This is a genomic window from Carnobacterium pleistocenium FTR1, from assembly GCF_000744285.1.
Classification (GTDB): domain Bacteria; phylum Bacillota; class Bacilli; order Lactobacillales; family Carnobacteriaceae; genus Carnobacterium_B; species Carnobacterium_B pleistocenium.
The window spans coordinates 2,114,473-2,130,379 of sequence record NZ_JQLQ01000002.1; the positions used below are offsets into that span (position 1 = coordinate 2,114,473).

The window sequence follows — 15,907 nt, forward strand, 5'->3', positions numbered from 1 at the left end:
TAAAAAAAAGCAAGAAAAAACCGGCATTTCGCAAATGAGAAATACCGCTAAGGGTCATCTTAATTAAATTGTGGTACTCCAGAGATTTGCCATCTTTCCAGCGTTTTTGTAAGTTCAGCAGAATGCTGCCAAAACAGCGAGCTGTCATTACTTTCGTTTAGTAGTTTTTGATTGACTTCTTCATTGAGCAGTTCAAAAACGAATAAAGGGATACGATTGTCATTAACTATTGCATTTGTCAGTTCATATAATTTCAAATCAGATGCTTCAATCGGTAAAATAGTTTTTAGTTTATCTAAGATGCAAGCTAGACCTGTTTTAGTACTATTGATTTCGGTAGTAGTAAGAAAATCCATTTCAGTTCCCTTTTTTACTAAAAAAACATATTTTCCATCTGGTCTTTTTGCCATTATCGTCCCAGCTACCCATCTTTTTTCTGTCATTAGTTAACACCTCTGCCTATAGTTTTAAACGCTTTTTTTTTACAATAGGTCCCTTATTTTTTTAAAACATGCTTTTTTTCATCTTCTTTTGCTTCTTTTATCCATTTAGGTATTGACTCTTTTATAGTGTCAAAACCTAGTATTCCAAATTTATCGTGATACTTTCGTCTCTTCTTAGAATGATATTGAAATGTCGTGCTTTCTTCTAGCGCTCTTAAAGACAAACTGATTTTTTTTGTGTATTCGTCAATATCTAGCACCATTACTTCAATTTCGTTCCCGACTGCCAGTACTTCACTTAATTCTTTAACAAAACCATGCTTGCATTCTGAGATATGGATAAGCCCTTGCGTTTGTTCATCAAGAGAAACAAATGCCCCGTAAGGTTGAATTCCAGTAATTTTGCCTTTAATGACCATGCCAATTTTATACCTCATCCTATCACCTCACTTATCCATTTCTAAATTATTTTTATTATAATATTATTTTAGCACAAATAATAACCATACGTCTCCAGAATACGTTTTCATTTAAAAGTTACTTTGATTGATTTATAGAATCACTGCAATGCTATTAGATATCTATTAGGTTTATTAGTATACTAAATGAAATGAGGATGACTAAATTTTGAACGGAGGATTAAGTGCATGGATTGGAACTTTGATGAACTTATTGATCGACATGAACAAAACAGTGTCAAATGGGGCTATTCAGAAAAAATATTTGGCGAGGAATCCATTTTACCTATGTGGGTAGCCGATATGGATTTTGCAAATCCCCCCATGATTTTAGAGGCTTTGAAAGAATTAGTAGATCAACGGATATTGGGTTACGCTTTTCCTCCTGACTCCCTTTATCAAGCTATTATTGACTGGCAAAAAGAGCATCATAACGTATCTTTGACCGCTCAAGATATTTTGTTTTCTCCTGGAGTTGTTCCAAGCATTGCATTATTAATCCAAACCTTTACAAATGAACAAGATGCCGTAATGATCCATGATCCGGTTTACAATCCATTTGAATCTATGGTGACACTGAATAACCGAAAAGTGATTCGGTCCTCATTACTTATTGTAGATGGCCAATTTAAGATAGATTTCGCAGATATAGAACAGCAGTTTAAACGAGAGAAAGTGAAATTATTTATTTTGAGCAATCCACATAATCCCGGAGGAAGGGTTTGGACAAAACAAGAATTAATTCAACTAGCAGATCTTTGTCAAAATTATCAAGTTCTTTTATGTAGCGACGAGATCCACGGCGATCTTGTATACCAACCTGAGGATTTTTTCTCTGTTGTAGCTATTAGTGAAAAATATAAAAATTTTGTCATAACACTCACGGCAGCTACTAAAACATTTAATTTAGCTGGCATTAAGAATTCAATGATCTTCGTACAAAACGAAACGTTACGAAATGCCTTGGTATTAGCTCAAGCAAAGACAGAACAAAATAGCATCAATACATTTGGCTATGCAGCTACAGAAGCAGCTTTTACAACAGGGGCTCCATGGTTAAAGGACCTCTTAGCTTATTTAAAAACCAATTTAGCTACTATTTGTACTTTTTTTGATGCAGAATTGCCTGGCGTTTCCTATATGACACCACAAGGAACTTACTTATTTTGGTTTGATTGCTCTACGCTTAGCATTCCTGATGAACAATTGACGCATCATTTTGCACAAGTTGGGAAAATTGGTTTAAACGCTGGCTCAGCTTATGGTCCAACTGGATCACAATATATGCGGTTAAACTTTGCTGCTCCCCATGAGGTAGTTGTTGAAGGTTTAAATCGTATAAAGTGTGCTTTTGACCATCCGACTAGTTACAAATAGAAAAAACGACGATTGAGTTTTTCCTCAATCGTCGTTTTTTCTATTTATATTAAGCTAATTCAATGCTTTCGATGACAATATCATTTACGGGTTTGTCTTGAGGTCCACGTTTTACACTTTGGATCGCATCGACAACATCCATGCCTTCAATTACATGACCAAAAACAGTATGACGGTTGTCTAACCATGGTGTTCCGCCATTTTCTTTGTAGGCTTCAACAATTTCTACAGGGTAACCAGCAGCTTCAAGTTGACCTACCATGTTTGCAGGTGTTTGAGAAGCTGATACAATAAAGAATTGACTTCCATTTGTACCCGGACCTGCATTTGCCATAGAAAGAGCACCTTTAAGGTTATATGCTTTGTCTGAAAATTCATCTTCAAAAGCACTTCCCCAGACACTTTCTCCACCCATACCGGTTCCAGTTGGGTCTCCGCCTTGAATCATGAAATCAGGAATAACACGGTGGAAAATAATTCCATTGTAGTATCCACTTTCTGCTAATTTAACAAAGTTTTCTACAGCTTTAGGAGCAACTTCAGGGAACAATTTTATTTTCAAATCACCCATAGTTGTTTTAAGCGTAGCAACTTTTTCATTATTTGCTACTTCTTTTGATAATTGTGGAAATTCAGACATTTTATCGTCCTCCTATTTTATAGTTACTTCTCTATCATACCGAATTCTTACGTGCATTGCTATTTTTTTAGTTGTTTTCACCTCTAGAACTAATAAATAACTATTTTGCTGCTTTTTTTTCTTTCCTAAACATTATTTGTCAAAGAAAAGTTCGTTTCATGGTATGATAGGAGAATAATATTGAATTATTTAAAAGGATGGTACATGATGCTTATTTTAACAAATTTCCCGCTTATTGCGGCTTTTACAGCTATTACATTTGCACAAATCATTAAAATCCCAGTAGCTTTTCTCTTACAAAGAAAAACAACTTGGGCTTTAGCTACTTCTACTGGTGGAATGCCAAGCTCACATTCAGCTGCTGTATCAGCTCTTATCACCGCTTTAGCTTTACAATATGGTGTTGCTTCTCCTTTTGTAGCTATAGCAAGTACTTTTGGTGTTATTGTTATGTTTGATTCCATGGGTGTTCGTAGACAAAGTGGCGAACAAGGAATCTTATTAAATCAATTAGTGGTTGATTTTCACATGTTAAGAAAAAAGGTCGTCAAACTTTCCCATGAATCAGCCGTTCTTGTTAATGAGCAAAAAGAACGACATTTGAAAGAATATCTTGGTCATAAACCAATTGAAGTTTTCTTTGGCATTTTTACAGGTATTATAGTAGCTTTTGCAACACGAGCTGTGTTGACTTATTTTTCACTTTTATGATTGTTTTAGCTTTATTTATTAGTCCTTTTAGCTGTCTTGAAAGAGGCTCACAGTTAAAGGACTATTTTTATTGGATACATACCTACTTATGTCCAATGTACTATATTTTAAAATAATTTGAATCAAGAGTATACGATTGGAGGAAGTTCGTTTTGACTATTACTAAAGAAGTCTTCGACATTACTATTATTGGTGGAGGCCCTGTTGGCATGTTCGCTGCTTTTTATAGCGGTATGCGAAATGCAAAAGTAAAAATAATTGAAAGCTTGCCTCAATTAGGCGGACAACTAAGTATGTTGTATCCTGAAAAAGATATCTATGATATCGCGGCACTGCCTGTCATTAAAGGACAAGAATTGATTGACAACCTTTCCATTCAGATTTCTCGTTTTGATCCGACGATTTGTTTAGAAGAAGAAGTTATTGATGTCTTTAAAAATGATACTGGAATCTTCGAGCTAACTACTAAAAAATCGATTCATTATTCAAAAGCCATTATTATAACTGCTGGAAATGGAGCTTTTCAACCTCGTAGATTAGAGTTAGATCATGCAGAAGATTATGAAGGCAAAACTTTACACTATTATGTCAACAATATTGAACAATTTAAAGATCGTACTGTAGCTATCTGCGGTGGAGGCGATTCTGCGGTAGATTGGGCCTTAGCTCTTGGACCTATTGCTAAAAAAGTGTATTTGATTCACAGAAGGAATAATTTTAGAGCGTTAGAACATAGTGTTTCTTTGTTAGAAGATTCGAATGTTGAAGTGATTACCCCTTATATTCCAGTCGCTATTAAAGGAGAACATCCTCAGATTCAATCGGTTCATTTAAAAGAAGTTAGAGGAGAAAACGAGAAAGAACTTGAAATTGATAACTTTTTAATCAATTATGGATTTACTTCTTCTATTGGCTCAATGAAGAAATGGGGTTTTGCTGTAACCCGTAATGAAATCCCAGTTAACACTAAAATGGAAACGACAGTACCTGGTATTTATGCAGCAGGAGACATTTGTATCTATGATGGGAAAATCAAATTGATCGCTACCGGATTCGGAGAAGCTCCGACTGCTGTCAATAATGCCATGAGTTACATCAATCCAGATGAGCGAGTACAGCCTATGCACAGTACGAGTCTTTTTTGATTTGATACGCTTATTAAAAAATAAGTGAATTTCTTTTCTTAGATTCAAATGGTTAATGCACGTTATTTAATCTGCTTTCCAGTATAATCAAACTATACTTAAAATGGAGGGATTCAAATGGTAAAAGATACAACTGAATTACATGAAAAAGCATTAGAATTATTAAATCAACGTGGCGTTCAACTACAAGACATTGCTGAATTGGTCATGTTTTTACAACAATCTTACATTAATGATTTAAGTCTTGAATTATGTTTGGAACATGTTGAAGCTGTTCTTAAAAAAAGAGAAGTTCAAAATACTATCCTTACAGGAATTCAATTGGATATTTTAGCAGAAGATAAGCAGTTAATGAACCCTTTACTAGATATCATTGTTGATGATGAAGGGCTTTATGGAATTGATGAGATCTTAGCTCTTTCTATCGTAAACGTTTATGGTTCGATTGGTTTTACAAATTACGGATACATTGACAAAATCAAACCCGGTATCTTAGGCAAATTAAATAAACACGAAGGAAATAAAGTCCATACTTTCTTGGATGATATTGTTGGAGCTATTGCAGCTGCAGCTGCTAGTCGTTTAGCACATACTCAACCAGATAAAAGTGGTATCACTCAATAATTTCCCTACGCAAAAATAAAAAGGAGGAGGTCGAGACATTACATTGTCTCGACCTCCTCCTTTACTTCTTAATTAAGTATTTACTTTGGAAGTTTCGCTTATTTTATTTAAAAGCTTGCTTTTTAGCACAAAAATAGCCAAAAACAATTTGAATTTCAATCAACACGAAAGCTAATATAAAACAGTGCATAAAGAATGTTTCAGGTAATGCTAAAATAATTGGATCCGTAGACGGATTGAACAACCAATCATCGTTATTAAAAAACAACTTATGAAAAGCCACAAATAATTGATCAAAACTAACGGCTATCATAAATAGTACAACAAACGGAACAGCTATCCCTACTTGGAATGGACGAACCAATTTCCAAAAAAGCTGATTCTTTTTGATGTAGTAAAGATAAAAAGAAGATCCTACAGCAGTAACCAAAGCAATTACATAGTCGAGTATAAAGAGTCGTTTGACTTCATAAAAATGAAATAAGCCACTTTCTGAACTCGGAAAATCTGGAAAGTTTAACTCGGTTACCCAAGGTAAGTTCAAGTAGGTTAATAATACCCGGTAGTTTTCCATTAATGTTTCTTTTGATAAACCAATACTTTCAGAAATCCCTAAATAATTGATATCAAAACCATATAATGGTGTCAAATTGATCGTTAGTGCAATCGAAAACGATACAATAAACAAGAACAAACAAATTATTCCTATAAAGTGCAAAAATTTCTCTTTCACTAAAACACCCACTCATCCAAGGAATTTAATAAATAAGTCGGTTGTTTTTCCACAAGTTCTAAATCATTTAATGAAGTAAAGCCTGTCAATACTAGTAGAGTATCGACAGCATTGTTGATTCCTGCTAAAATATCTGTTTCGTAATTATCGCCTACCATAATGACTTCTTCTTTTGTTAAGCCAATCGTTTTAATGGCTTCCTCCATGATGATGGCTTCTGGCTTGCCTATAAAAGTCGGTTGAACCTTGGTTGCTGACACTAATAAAGCCACTAACGAACCAGCACCAGGTACCATCCCTTTATCACTCGGTAGATTAGTATCTTTATTGGTTGCAATAAAACGAGCGCCTTTATGAATAGCTAAAGTAGCCGTTTCAAACTTCTGATACGTAACTTGTCGGTCGATCCCTACAACCACGTAATCCGGGTTCTCTTCATCTTCAATAAAGCCTGCATTTTCCAAAGCACTTCTGATACCTGTTTCTCCTATAATATAGACTTTTTTTCCTCCACCTAATGAAGTCAAATAATCAGCAGTAGCCAATGAGCTTGTATACACTTCTTCTTCAGAGGTTTGAACATCAAAATTTTGAATCAAATTATCGGCAACTTCTTTTTGTGTCTTAGAAGAATTATTTGTCACAAATAAATAAGGAATTTTATTTTCTTGCAGTCTTTTAATGAACCGTGAAGCTGCTTGAATCGGTTCTTTTCCTAAATACATCGTACCGTCTAAATCAATCAAATACCCTTTATACTTCATTTACTTAACCCAACCTTTATTCTCATTAGTTTATTTTGGAACCACTTTACGACGGATACTGTATTGGCGTTTCCCTTTAGCATCTTTCACAGTTTCAACTGTTTCTTTTGAAAAATTTTTTTCAATTGATTTTTCAACTGGTGAAATTTCTTTTTTGACAAAATCTTTTTTTGCTTTCATTCTATCAGATGATTTTTTTGAATTAACTGTTTCGGTTTGTTTTGAAGCTATATTTTTTGATTGACCTTGTTTAACTACTTTTTCATTTGTAGGACTCTTACTTTTTTGTGTTCTGCGTCTTTTAGGTTTACTAGTTGCAGTCCGCTCTTTTTTGTCATCCACTCGTTGCAAAACAAAATAAGGACAGCCAAAATTACAATACTCATACAAATAATCTTGCAGATTTGCAATACGTTGATCTTGTGGTACTTTTCGATTACGGTTATCATAAAACCCTTTCAGCCGCAATTGTTCAAATCCCCAATCCGCAACGATATAATCGTATTTGTTTAAAATCTCGCTGTAGCGCTCACCCAGTCGTTCCGAATCAAAAGCCTCTCGGTAGTCCTGTACAATTTCAAATTTCTTATCTTCTATCATAATCGTTGTAGCATCAATTCTTTTGACCACCGGTTCTTCAACCGGTTTAATCAATTCATCGACTTCTTTGTCTACTGTATTTTTGGTCAGCTCTTTTGTATCACTTTCCACTTCTGTTTCGAGCACAAATGGTTTTGTTTCCCTTACACGTTTTTTTGGCCTTGGTTTAGCCGGTCGTTTTTTTGAATGAGCCTCTTTTTTAGACTGTGTTTTATCATGCATTTGTTCTTTAGTTGTTTCGTTTTCGCTTGTCATCACGTTCACCTGCTTTCTTTATCCATTGATTCAGTTAATTGATTTGCCGGGTAATGTTTTTTTAAATATTGTCCTAAGACATTTCGTATAAAATAGGGAAATAATACTTCATTCGTTCCCGTGATCTCAATAGTAGGAAAAAACGGAATAAACATAAAATGATCTACTGTAGCAAAGGTATATTGTTTAGATGCATCTATTGGTTCATCTAACCACTTGACTTCACCGGTCATTTTATCATAGGTTACTCCATTGTAACAGATTTCACCAAAAACTTTACCTCTAAATCCAATTCCTTTGATTGGGAAATTCCTTAGAAATAAGCGATTCTTTTCCATTTCATAAATAACACGAATCAAATTTTCTCCATCTAATGTACACCTTAAGATACGCATAGGATGTGGTAAAATCTCATGCAATTCATTTTTCGTGACCGTTCCTTCAATTAACGGCTGCATAAACAAACCAGCATTTAAAATAGCAGCATCTGTATGTGCATATTCCTTAAGAGCTTCTAATCCTAGCGTAACTAACTCAGAGTTGCCTTGCCAATTCACAGAAAAGTTAGTTGGGATCGTAGCAATTACTTGTTCATTGAGCAATTGATGCCCTTTTGTCTCATAGCTTTCAATTATCCACTTTTCATTTTTCGGTGGTTTTATTGTTGCCGTTTCTTTGACTGTTGCTTCAGCTGCTATGATTCTATTTCCATCGATTTCTAATTCAATATGACCCACATATTGACCAAATTTCCCCGCAGCGGCTAGCAAAGTATTTCGCACTTTTCGCCCATTTGGCAATAGGTGATGCGTATGCGAACCAATAATGACAGAAATCATAGGATACATCTCAGCAATTCGCTGGTCTTCACCAATTCCTAAATGAGATAATAAAATAACAGAATCGACTAAAGGAGATAACACTTCCAATAAATCACCTATTACTTCATCGGGGTCTTTAACATTCCATCCAATGGGTTTATAACTGGTGGGAAAAGGCGCCGTTAAACCAAATAGACCGATTTTATGCCCAGATTTTGTTTGAACAATATGAAACATTTTTGCCCATTCAGGAGGGTATCCTGTTTTATAATCATATAAATTTGAGATTACAACCGGGAAATTGGCTTCATCATATAGATGGCTCAATTGTTTTTTTGAGCTCCCAATACCTTCGTTGTTTCCAATCGTTACTGCATCATATTTCACTTCATTTAATAAAAGAATGTTAGCTTTTCCATCAGTAGCTTCTGTCAAAGGATGGACGCGATCACAAGCATCTCCAATATCAAATGAAAATACCGTTTCATTTTCTTGTTCCAATCGTTTATACTCTTCTCGCAAATAGGCAGAGATCCTCGGCCAATTTTCAAAGTGAGAATGAATATCGTTTGTATGATAAATATGGATACGTTCCATTTGCTTCATCCTTTATCTCAGAAATTTATGCTACTCTTATTATACCAATCTTCAAAAAAAATATCTTGTGTATTATAGAAGAAATACTAGCCGATTCAAATTAACACAAAATAGACTCAAACAGCCCAGTAATGAGTTGAGTAAATCCGAAATAATTTGCAAAGAATCTTCTTTAATGATAAAATTTTCAATGCTACAACATTTCATTTAAAGCCATGTTAAAGATTAACTATTTTCTTACTCATATTTCTACTAAAAAAGAGTCTTCATAACTTATAAAGATATTTAGTACTTCATTCAATTTACCTGATCCTAAAGTTTCTTAACTTGATAAATTAAGTAAATAGCGTGGTCACTCATTCTGTTTAACTCTGTTGTTGGGAAAAACTGAATCTCTTTTACTAAGAACCGTTACTTTATAAAAAATAGAATACTCTTTAGAACTACGACAAGCATTAGAAATCTCTTTATCTGTTCTAAGCTTTTTTTATTGCTCAAAATTTTTTCTCCCTATTAAGAATAGGCAAAGGTTTTCTCTGTTCGTCGTTCTTAATTTACCTACCTAACTATAGAAAACAAGGAGTGTGTCTAAATGATTGAATTTAAAAATGTTGAAAAGTATTATGGTGATTTTCAAGCTTTAAAGAACATCAATCTTACCTTTAAAAAAGGTGAAGTAGTGGTTGTTATCGGGCCTTCTGGTTCTGGTAAAAGTACCATGTTGCGTTGTATCAATGGTTTGGAAGAAATTTCTGAAGGAGAATTATTGATTGAAGGTCAAAATGTCCATGATAAAAAGACGAATATTAATGAGATTCGTAAGAATGTTGGGATGGTATTCCAACACTTTAACCTTTATCCACATAAAACGGTTTTAGAAAATATTATGCTAGCACCAATGAAAGTATTGAAACATTCTAAAGAAGAAGCTCAAAAAGATGCTGAGAAGTTTTTAGAAAAAGTTAATATGCTAGGAAAAAAAGATGCTTTCCCTTCTAAATTATCTGGTGGACAACAACAGCGTATCGCTATTGCTAGAGGATTAGCGATGGATCCTGACGTCTTATTGTTTGATGAGCCAACCAGTGCTCTAGATCCTGAAACGATTGAAGATGTGCTAGACGTTATGAAAAAATTAGCTAAAGAAGGCATGACCATGATTGTGGTTACGCATGAAATGGGCTTTGCACGTGAAGTAGCTGACCGCGTTATTTTTATGGCCGATGGAGAAGTCCTTGAAGATCGCGAAGCGGTTCCGTTCTTTGAAAATCCTAAAGAAGAACGTGCTAAACAATTTTTAAGTAAAATTATTAATCATTAATTTAATAGGAGGAATTTCCAGATGAAAAAATTAAACAAGCCCTCTCTTTTTCTTCTCTTACTCCTGCCAGTCTTTTTTCTTGCTGCCTGCGGTTCTCAGAGTGCAGCTACAGTAGATATAACAGAACGTATAGAAGAAAATCCAACCCTTACATGGGGTGTAAAAGTGGATACCAATCTTTTTGGTCTTTATGATATTAAGTCTGGCGAGATCAGAGGTTTCGATATCGATATTGCTAAAGCTATCACCGAAGAACTCACTGGCGATGCAGCTAATGCTGAATTCGTTGAAGTGACTTCTAAGACACGGATTCCATTATTAAAGAACGGAAATATTGACGCTATTATTGCGACTATGACCATTACTGAAGAACGAAAAGAACAAGTTAACTTTTCGTCTGTTTATTTTGATGCTGGCCAAGCACTATTGGTTCCAGACGACAGTCCTATCCAAGGTCTAGCTGATTTATCTACTGATACGACTGTTCTAGCGGTTAAGGGATCTACTTCTGCACAAAATATTCGTGAGTTAGCTCCTGAAACAAATGTCTTAGAACTAGAAAATTATTCTGAAGCCTTTACCGCTTTGCAATCCGGACAAGGGGATGCAATAACAACAGATAATGCTATTTTGCTAGGAATTATTGCCGACAATCCTGGCTACCGACTAGCTGGTGGCAACTTTACACAAGAACCTTATGGTATTGCAATCAATAAAGGCCAAGATGTTCTTTTAACTAAAGTTAACGAAGCTCTAGAAACAATCAAAGCCAATGGTGTATACGATGAAATCTATGCTAAATGGATTTCTGAAATAGACTGATTATTTTGTCAATCCACCGATAAGCAGTGAACTTACTGCTAAGAATAAAGAAGCGAGGTGCACCTATGCTAACAATTATAACAACCTACTCAGATGTCTTAATTACTGGGTTTCTAAACACACTATACTCAAGTATTATTGCTTTATTTTTCAGTTTGATCATTGGTACGTTGATGGCTATTTTACAACTGTCTAAAAATAAATTGATCAATATCTTGGCAAATTCTTATGTAGAGTTTTTCAAGAATATTCCACTTTTGATCATTGTAATGTTCTTTTACGTAGTAGTTCCCTTATACTGGTTCTCTATTACTGGATTTACAGCTGGAACAATTGGGTTAACAATTTATACTTCTGCTTTCATTGCTGAAACAGTCCGCGCCGGAATCATGAGTGTCCCTAAAGGGCAAACAGAAGCTGGTCTTTCAACCGGTTTAACCCAAAATGAAACGATGCGTTATATTGTATTGCCACAAGCTTTTAAAATTGTAATTCCGCCACTTGGCAATCAATTCATTAATTTGGTAAAAAATTCATCCGTTCTAGCTATCGTTACAGGGCTTGATCTAATGTATCAAGGCGATTTAATTGCTAGCGAAACATTTAATACGTTTGACACGTACATTTTAATTGGCTTAATTTACCTCATTATCACATTGCCTTTAACTTATTTAATGAGTTATATCGAACGTCGCTTAAATGTAACGTCTTAAAAGGAGGAGAAATCATTTGACTATTATAGAAGCTTTTTCATGGATGAATATCCGCTTCTTACTGGATGGACTTCTCGTAACAGTAGAAGTAGCTTTACTTTCAATTGTCTTTAGTTTCATTGTCGGAGCTATTTTAGGTTTACTCCGATATATGAAAATTCCCATTTTTTCGAAAATTGTCGGGGCTATTATTGATTTAATCCGTAATTTGCCTTTGCTATTAATTATCTTTTTTACTTATTTTGCTTTACCACAAATCGGTATTCGTTTTGATATCTTCTGGTCAGCAGTAGCTGCATTAACTATTTTTGAATCTGCTATGCTTTCAGAAATTATTCGTGCTGGTTTGAATTCTGTCCCATCTGGTCAAATGGAAGCTGGACGTTCTACCGGATTGACTTATCTTCAAACGCTGTGGTTTATTATTATTCCACAAGCCTTTAAAGCTATGGTTCCTCCAATCGTCAGTCAACTAATTTCTTTGATCAAAGATACTTCATTGGCAACAATTATTTCTTTGCCAGAGTTAACACATAACGCCCGGATCATCTATGGTCAAAATACCACATACGTGATCCCAATGTTTATTGCTTTAGCATTCTTCTACTTTATCATTTGTTACGCTTTATCAAAATTTGCCAAACGTTTTGAAGCAAAACTAACATAACCATATAGCCACTCACTAATAATAATTTTAGTGAGTGGCTATTATTTTATCTTCTTTTAGGTTACGCTAACTATAAGTTTTTAAATTTAAAAAAATTGAAAGGACTTTTCTATGACCCCCTTTACAGAACGAGTGATCAAAATCATCCAATCGATTCCAAGTGGGAAGGTAATGACTTACGGTCAAATAGCTACTCTTGCTGGCAACTCTCATGGAGCAAGACAAGTAGTCCGCATCCTGCATTCTATGAGTCTAAAGTATAACTTACCCTGGCATCGCATCATCAACGCTAAAGGCGAAGTGGCAATCCAAGATTCTGAGGGAGCTTTTACTCAAAAAGATTTCTTACTATCGGAAGGCATTGTTTTGAGCGCGTCCGGAAAAATTGATTTAGCTACTTATCGTTATCATCCAACGATTGACTGGCTACTAGAAGATCCTTAAAAGACTCAAGTCGACTCACCTTTTTCAGAAAGGGAGTTAACTTGAGTCTTTTTCTATATCTGGTTGATTGAATACTGTGGATGACTATAAAATAGGCGTCAATATGAAACGACTTATCCACAAAAAAGCTATTTTCAGTGGATAAGTTCTATTAAAATGATGCCAATTAGTTGCTATTGTCTATTTTTTCATATCATTACTTATGGTTATACACAGTTATTAACAGGTTGATACAAGATTCTTTATCAAACTTCTATTATTTCTGAGTCTTATTTTCTGTTTCATTTAATTTTTATACATTTTCTATTATAAGCATATCATTCTCGTCAAATTTCCAGCTGGAGCTGTAGGCGACTTCCCAATAATAACCATCTATATCTTGAAAATAACCGCTATATCCACCCCAACTAACTCTCACAGGTTCTTTTACGATCTTCCCACCATTTTGCCTTACGAGTTCGATCAATTCATCCACTTCATTCTCTGATCTCACATTGCAAGCTAGTGTGATCCCGCTAAATCCTTTTTCCTGAATCATGGGTGGAACTGCTTCATTAATGTCTTTGGCTAAATCTTCAATTGGGAACAACTCTAGTTTACTTCCTTGATTATTGAAAAAGACAATAGCCGGTTTATCAGCTTTTTCATGGGTTTTAAACCCAATTCTTTTATAAAAAGTTAGCGCAGCTTCCATATTTTTTACTCCCAAACAAACTAAATTGATTCGATTCATTTTAAAGCCTCCTCATAGCGATTCAATCACAAATTGATCTTCTTTTGTTAAATCAAAATCAAATAATTCTAAGTTAGATAGTTGGTGTTCCTCGGTATGAGATTTGGGGATAACTACCACGCCTCTTTGGATTTGATAGCGTAATAGAACCTGTACCCAATTTTTTCCATAGTTTTCAGCAATCTTATCTAACTTATCAATTTGCTCTGGAGTGACTTTGCTTACCGGTCCCCAAGCTACTGGAACAATGTTCGTTTTAAGCAAATAATCGATCAATTCATGATTCCATGTATGTGGATTCGATTGAATTTGATTCACTGCTGGTTGAATACGTGCAAAGTTATGCACAGCTTCCAACATCTCAATAGTAAAATTCGATACACCTATCGACTTAATTTGTCCTTTATCCACAAATGATTCTAAAACTTCCCATGTATGCTTAAGTTTCTCTTTATCTTTAATTGGATGATGAATCAAATATAAATCGATATAATCCGTTTTCAAATTTTCTAAACTCTTCATTACAGTTTGTTCAACTAAATCTTTTGAGCCAATATAAGCATCTTCTGCAGGAATTTTTGTTATAATGTAAAATTCTTTGCGAGGGATACCGCTTTCAAGAATAGTTGTCCCAACTCCTGATTCATTTCGGTAAGAAATAGCGGTATCTATTAAACGATATCCAGCTTTTATAGCTGATCTTAACGCACTAAAATCTCCATTCAATTCTCCATGATATCGATTACCCTCTTTACCATAGGTATTCGTTCCCGTTCCAACTGCTGGTATAGCAAGTCCATTTGCTAAAGTCATGGTTTCCATCGGCTCGTTCCCCTTTACTATTTCCTTAAACTGCTTTTCTCTCTAATAATAAGGAGTTTAATTGACTTAAGTCAAGTTTCAAGCATCTTTATGATGGGAAAATCTTTATTTGCTTAACAATAAAAAGTGGAAATCAAAAAAATCTCCTGCGTCTATTAAAATAGATGCAGGAGATTTCAAAACAATTGTATTATTTATTCAGCAACTGTAGTTTCTCCAGTAATAGTACCTTCTTCTAATTTAGCAGAATCCATTAATTCTTGAGAATCAAACGTTACATTTCCTTCAATTGTTGAATCAGCAAGTTCAAATCCTTCAGCTGATACAACAACGTCTCCAACAAATGTTCCGTTTTGAATTCTAAAGTTAGGAGATTCAACAGTCATCATTGGTGCTGTTAAAGTAAACTCATCTGTTACATTGCGGTCTTCATCTTGTGCATACAATGCTAATTTACGATAAACATCTCCACTTTCTTCTCCACCATCATAGAAAGTTCCAGATACAAGAATATCTTCAGTTAAAGTAACATCATCTGTAATAGCATGAATCCAAGCACCCTCTGCGCTAAGTCCTGTAATTATATCTTCAGGGTCATTACTAATTGATGCAGTTGTAACTACTTCTGCGCTTTCTGTAGTAGATGAAGCCATCTCTGCACTTTCTACTGTTGAAGAAGCTGATGATGCATCTTCTGCTACCTCGTCGTTATTGCCACAACCTGCTAAAATAATAAGTGATGCACAAACTCCCAAAAACAAACCTCTTTTTTTATTTGATTTAACCATCATATTTCCCTACCTCCAATTTTTTTATGCGTTTCCAAAACTACTAATACAGTTTTTTCAGAATAATTCTGCCGTATTAATACCTTCCGTTATAGCATACAACATCTTTGTGAATTGTTCAACTTGTTTCGGATAAAAAAAGAATTTTTTTTATATTTGTGACATAAAACAGACTATTTTCCTTTTTAAAAAAGCAATTTATTATTTATTATTTACTATTTTAAATCGAACTTTTTTCTAATCCGACTATCTAGACAATATTGAATCTGATCGCCATCATTTATATTATTTTCTATACAGCTACCTATCATAATTTTCCACTTTTTTTGAGAAAATTTCTATTCCCCTTGCATCTTTCCGTCAAATAGACCATTTGTTTTAATTTTTCCATTTTGAAATAATGAGTATGTATTCCTCTTTTGCAACATA

19 protein-coding genes are annotated in these 15,907 nt (G+C 34.5%); 9 read left to right on the forward strand and 10 right to left on the reverse strand.

Annotated elements, in window-relative coordinates; translation table 11 throughout:
* Nucleotides 1–59: 59 nt before the first annotated feature.
* The gene (locus BP17_RS10380) at nt 60–443 is read right to left on the reverse strand and encodes a hypothetical protein (protein WP_035054121.1); all 384 of its coding nucleotides are present in this window, start codon (nt 441–443) and stop codon (nt 60–62) included.
* 53 nt (nt 444–496) lie between these two features.
* Nucleotides 497–880, reverse strand: a complete 384-nt coding sequence (locus BP17_RS10385) for a CvfD/Ygs/GSP13 family RNA-binding post-transcriptional regulator (RefSeq protein WP_035054123.1) — start codon at nt 878–880, stop codon at nt 497–499.
* A gap of 210 nt (nt 881–1,090) precedes the next feature.
* Between BP17_RS10385 and BP17_RS10390 the strand changes: the two genes are divergently transcribed.
* Nucleotides 1,091–2,278 carry a MalY/PatB family protein gene (locus tag BP17_RS10390; RefSeq protein WP_035054125.1) on the forward strand — a complete coding sequence of 396 codons (1,188 nt, stop codon included), beginning with the start codon at nt 1,091–1,093 and terminating at the stop codon, nt 2,276–2,278.
* A gap of 49 nt (nt 2,279–2,327) precedes the next feature.
* On the opposite strand, the gene BP17_RS10395 is transcribed toward BP17_RS10390, so the two are convergent.
* A complete protein-coding gene (locus tag BP17_RS10395; RefSeq protein ID WP_035054128.1) occupies nt 2,328–2,918 on the reverse strand; it encodes a peptidylprolyl isomerase in 591 nt (196 codons plus the stop codon).
* Nucleotides 2,919–3,125: 207 nt separating this feature from the next.
* On the opposite strand from BP17_RS10395, the gene BP17_RS10400 reads away from it, so the two are divergent.
* The 3 genes from BP17_RS10400 to BP17_RS10410 all read left to right on the forward strand — a co-directional run bounded on the left by BP17_RS10400 (nt 3,126) and on the right by BP17_RS10410 (nt 5,398).
* Complete coding sequence (locus BP17_RS10400; RefSeq protein WP_035055430.1) at nt 3,126–3,629, forward strand: divergent PAP2 family protein; 504 nt, start codon at nt 3,126–3,128, stop codon at nt 3,627–3,629.
* A gap of 152 nt (nt 3,630–3,781) precedes the next feature.
* Nucleotides 3,782–4,774, forward strand: coding sequence for an NAD(P)/FAD-dependent oxidoreductase (locus BP17_RS10405; protein ID WP_035054132.1), 993 nt, complete (start codon nt 3,782–3,784; stop codon nt 4,772–4,774).
* Between the two features lie 117 nt (nt 4,775–4,891).
* Nucleotides 4,892–5,398 (forward strand): phosphatidylglycerophosphatase A family protein, encoded by a 507-nt coding sequence (locus BP17_RS10410; protein WP_035054135.1) that lies wholly within the window; start codon nt 4,892–4,894, stop codon nt 5,396–5,398.
* 103 nt (nt 5,399–5,501) lie between these two features.
* Here BP17_RS10410 and BP17_RS10415 read toward each other — a convergent pair whose 3' ends face one another.
* From BP17_RS10415 to BP17_RS10430, 4 genes are read right to left on the reverse strand one after another with little or no spacing between them, the layout of a single operon-like run.
* Nucleotides 5,502–6,131: a TIGR01906 family membrane protein gene (locus tag BP17_RS10415; RefSeq protein ID WP_232219617.1), complete on the reverse strand. Its 630-nt coding sequence runs from the start codon at nt 6,129–6,131 to the stop codon at nt 5,502–5,504.
* Nucleotides 6,131–6,895, reverse strand: coding sequence for a TIGR01457 family HAD-type hydrolase (locus BP17_RS10420; RefSeq protein WP_035054138.1), 765 nt, complete (start codon nt 6,893–6,895; stop codon nt 6,131–6,133). The genes BP17_RS10415 and BP17_RS10420 overlap by 1 nt, the downstream gene beginning before the upstream one ends.
* 30 nt (nt 6,896–6,925) lie before the next feature.
* Nucleotides 6,926–7,750 (reverse strand): YutD family protein, encoded by an 825-nt coding sequence (locus BP17_RS10425; protein ID WP_084676362.1) that lies wholly within the window; start codon nt 7,748–7,750, stop codon nt 6,926–6,928.
* Nucleotides 7,751–7,755: 5 nt separating this feature from the next.
* Nucleotides 7,756–9,168, reverse strand: coding sequence for a bifunctional metallophosphatase/5'-nucleotidase (locus BP17_RS10430; RefSeq protein WP_035054141.1), 1,413 nt, complete (start codon nt 9,166–9,168; stop codon nt 7,756–7,758).
* Between the two features lie 592 nt (nt 9,169–9,760).
* Between BP17_RS10430 and BP17_RS10435 the strand changes: the two genes are divergently transcribed.
* From BP17_RS10435 to BP17_RS10455, 5 genes are all read left to right on the forward strand, one after another.
* Nucleotides 9,761–10,489: an amino acid ABC transporter ATP-binding protein gene (locus BP17_RS10435; protein WP_035054143.1), complete on the forward strand. Its 729-nt coding sequence runs from the start codon at nt 9,761–9,763 to the stop codon at nt 10,487–10,489.
* A gap of 21 nt (nt 10,490–10,510) precedes the next feature.
* On the forward strand, nt 10,511–11,311 hold the full coding sequence (locus BP17_RS10440; protein WP_035054145.1) for a transporter substrate-binding domain-containing protein: 801 nt from the start codon (nt 10,511–10,513) through the stop codon (nt 11,309–11,311).
* A 65-nt stretch (nt 11,312–11,376) separates the two neighbouring features.
* Nucleotides 11,377–12,024 (forward strand): amino acid ABC transporter permease, encoded by a 648-nt coding sequence (locus BP17_RS10445; RefSeq protein ID WP_035054147.1) that lies wholly within the window; start codon nt 11,377–11,379, stop codon nt 12,022–12,024.
* 43 nt (nt 12,025–12,067) lie between these two features.
* Nucleotides 12,068–12,691 (forward strand): amino acid ABC transporter permease, encoded by a 624-nt coding sequence (locus BP17_RS10450; RefSeq protein ID WP_035055439.1) that lies wholly within the window; start codon nt 12,068–12,070, stop codon nt 12,689–12,691.
* 111 nt (nt 12,692–12,802) lie between these two features.
* Nucleotides 12,803–13,135, forward strand: coding sequence for an MGMT family protein (locus BP17_RS10455; RefSeq protein WP_035054150.1), 333 nt, complete (start codon nt 12,803–12,805; stop codon nt 13,133–13,135).
* A gap of 292 nt (nt 13,136–13,427) precedes the next feature.
* Here BP17_RS10455 and BP17_RS10460 read toward each other — a convergent pair whose 3' ends face one another.
* From BP17_RS10460 to BP17_RS10470, 3 genes are all read right to left on the reverse strand, one after another.
* Complete coding sequence (locus BP17_RS10460; RefSeq protein ID WP_035054153.1) at nt 13,428–13,868, reverse strand: VOC family protein; 441 nt, start codon at nt 13,866–13,868, stop codon at nt 13,428–13,430.
* 12 nt (nt 13,869–13,880) lie between these two features.
* Nucleotides 13,881–14,690 carry an aldo/keto reductase family protein gene (locus BP17_RS10465; protein ID WP_035054155.1) on the reverse strand — a complete coding sequence of 270 codons (810 nt, stop codon included), beginning with the start codon at nt 14,688–14,690 and terminating at the stop codon, nt 13,881–13,883.
* A 194-nt stretch (nt 14,691–14,884) separates the two neighbouring features.
* Nucleotides 14,885–15,481: a polymer-forming cytoskeletal protein gene (locus BP17_RS10470; RefSeq protein ID WP_332248695.1), complete on the reverse strand. Its 597-nt coding sequence runs from the start codon at nt 15,479–15,481 to the stop codon at nt 14,885–14,887.
* Between the last annotated feature and the right edge of the window lie 426 nt (nt 15,482–15,907).

Bases quoted from the DNA above. Each gene is read 5' to 3' on its own strand.
- BP17_RS10410 (WP_035054135.1), top strand. From the start codon at position 4,892: ATGGTAAAAGATACAACTGAATTACATGAAAAAGCATTAGAATTATTA.
- BP17_RS10400 (WP_035055430.1), top strand. From the start codon at position 3,126: ATGCTTATTTTAACAAATTTCCCGCTTATTGCGGCTTTTACAGCTATT.
- BP17_RS10420 (WP_035054138.1), bottom strand. From the start codon at position 6,895: ATGAAGTATAAAGGGTATTTGATTGATTTAGACGGTACGATGTATTTA.
- BP17_RS10395 (WP_035054128.1), bottom strand. From the start codon at position 2,918: ATGTCTGAATTTCCACAATTATCAAAAGAAGTAGCAAATAATGAAAAA.
- BP17_RS10465 (WP_035054155.1), bottom strand. From the start codon at position 14,690: ATGGAAACCATGACTTTAGCAAATGGACTTGCTATACCAGCAGTTGGA.
- BP17_RS10440 (WP_035054145.1), top strand. From the start codon at position 10,511: ATGAAAAAATTAAACAAGCCCTCTCTTTTTCTTCTCTTACTCCTGCCA.
- BP17_RS10455 (WP_035054150.1), top strand. From the start codon at position 12,803: ATGACCCCCTTTACAGAACGAGTGATCAAAATCATCCAATCGATTCCA.
- BP17_RS10390 (WP_035054125.1), top strand. From the start codon at position 1,091: ATGGATTGGAACTTTGATGAACTTATTGATCGACATGAACAAAACAGT.
- BP17_RS10425 (WP_084676362.1), bottom strand. From the start codon at position 7,750: ATGACAAGCGAAAACGAAACAACTAAAGAACAAATGCATGATAAAACA.
- BP17_RS10450 (WP_035055439.1), top strand. From the start codon at position 12,068: ATGAATATCCGCTTCTTACTGGATGGACTTCTCGTAACAGTAGAAGTA.
- BP17_RS10385 (WP_035054123.1), bottom strand. From the start codon at position 880: ATGAGGTATAAAATTGGCATGGTCATTAAAGGCAAAATTACTGGAATT.
- BP17_RS10470 (WP_332248695.1), bottom strand. From the start codon at position 15,481: ATGATGGTTAAATCAAATAAAAAAAGAGGTTTGTTTTTGGGAGTTTGT.
- BP17_RS10460 (WP_035054153.1), bottom strand. From the start codon at position 13,868: ATGAATCGAATCAATTTAGTTTGTTTGGGAGTAAAAAATATGGAAGCT.
- BP17_RS10430 (WP_035054141.1), bottom strand. From the start codon at position 9,168: ATGGAACGTATCCATATTTATCATACAAACGATATTCATTCTCACTTT.
- BP17_RS10380 (WP_035054121.1), bottom strand. From the start codon at position 443: ATGACAGAAAAAAGATGGGTAGCTGGGACGATAATGGCAAAAAGACCA.
- BP17_RS10435 (WP_035054143.1), top strand. From the start codon at position 9,761: ATGATTGAATTTAAAAATGTTGAAAAGTATTATGGTGATTTTCAAGCT.
- BP17_RS10445 (WP_035054147.1), top strand. From the start codon at position 11,377: ATGCTAACAATTATAACAACCTACTCAGATGTCTTAATTACTGGGTTT.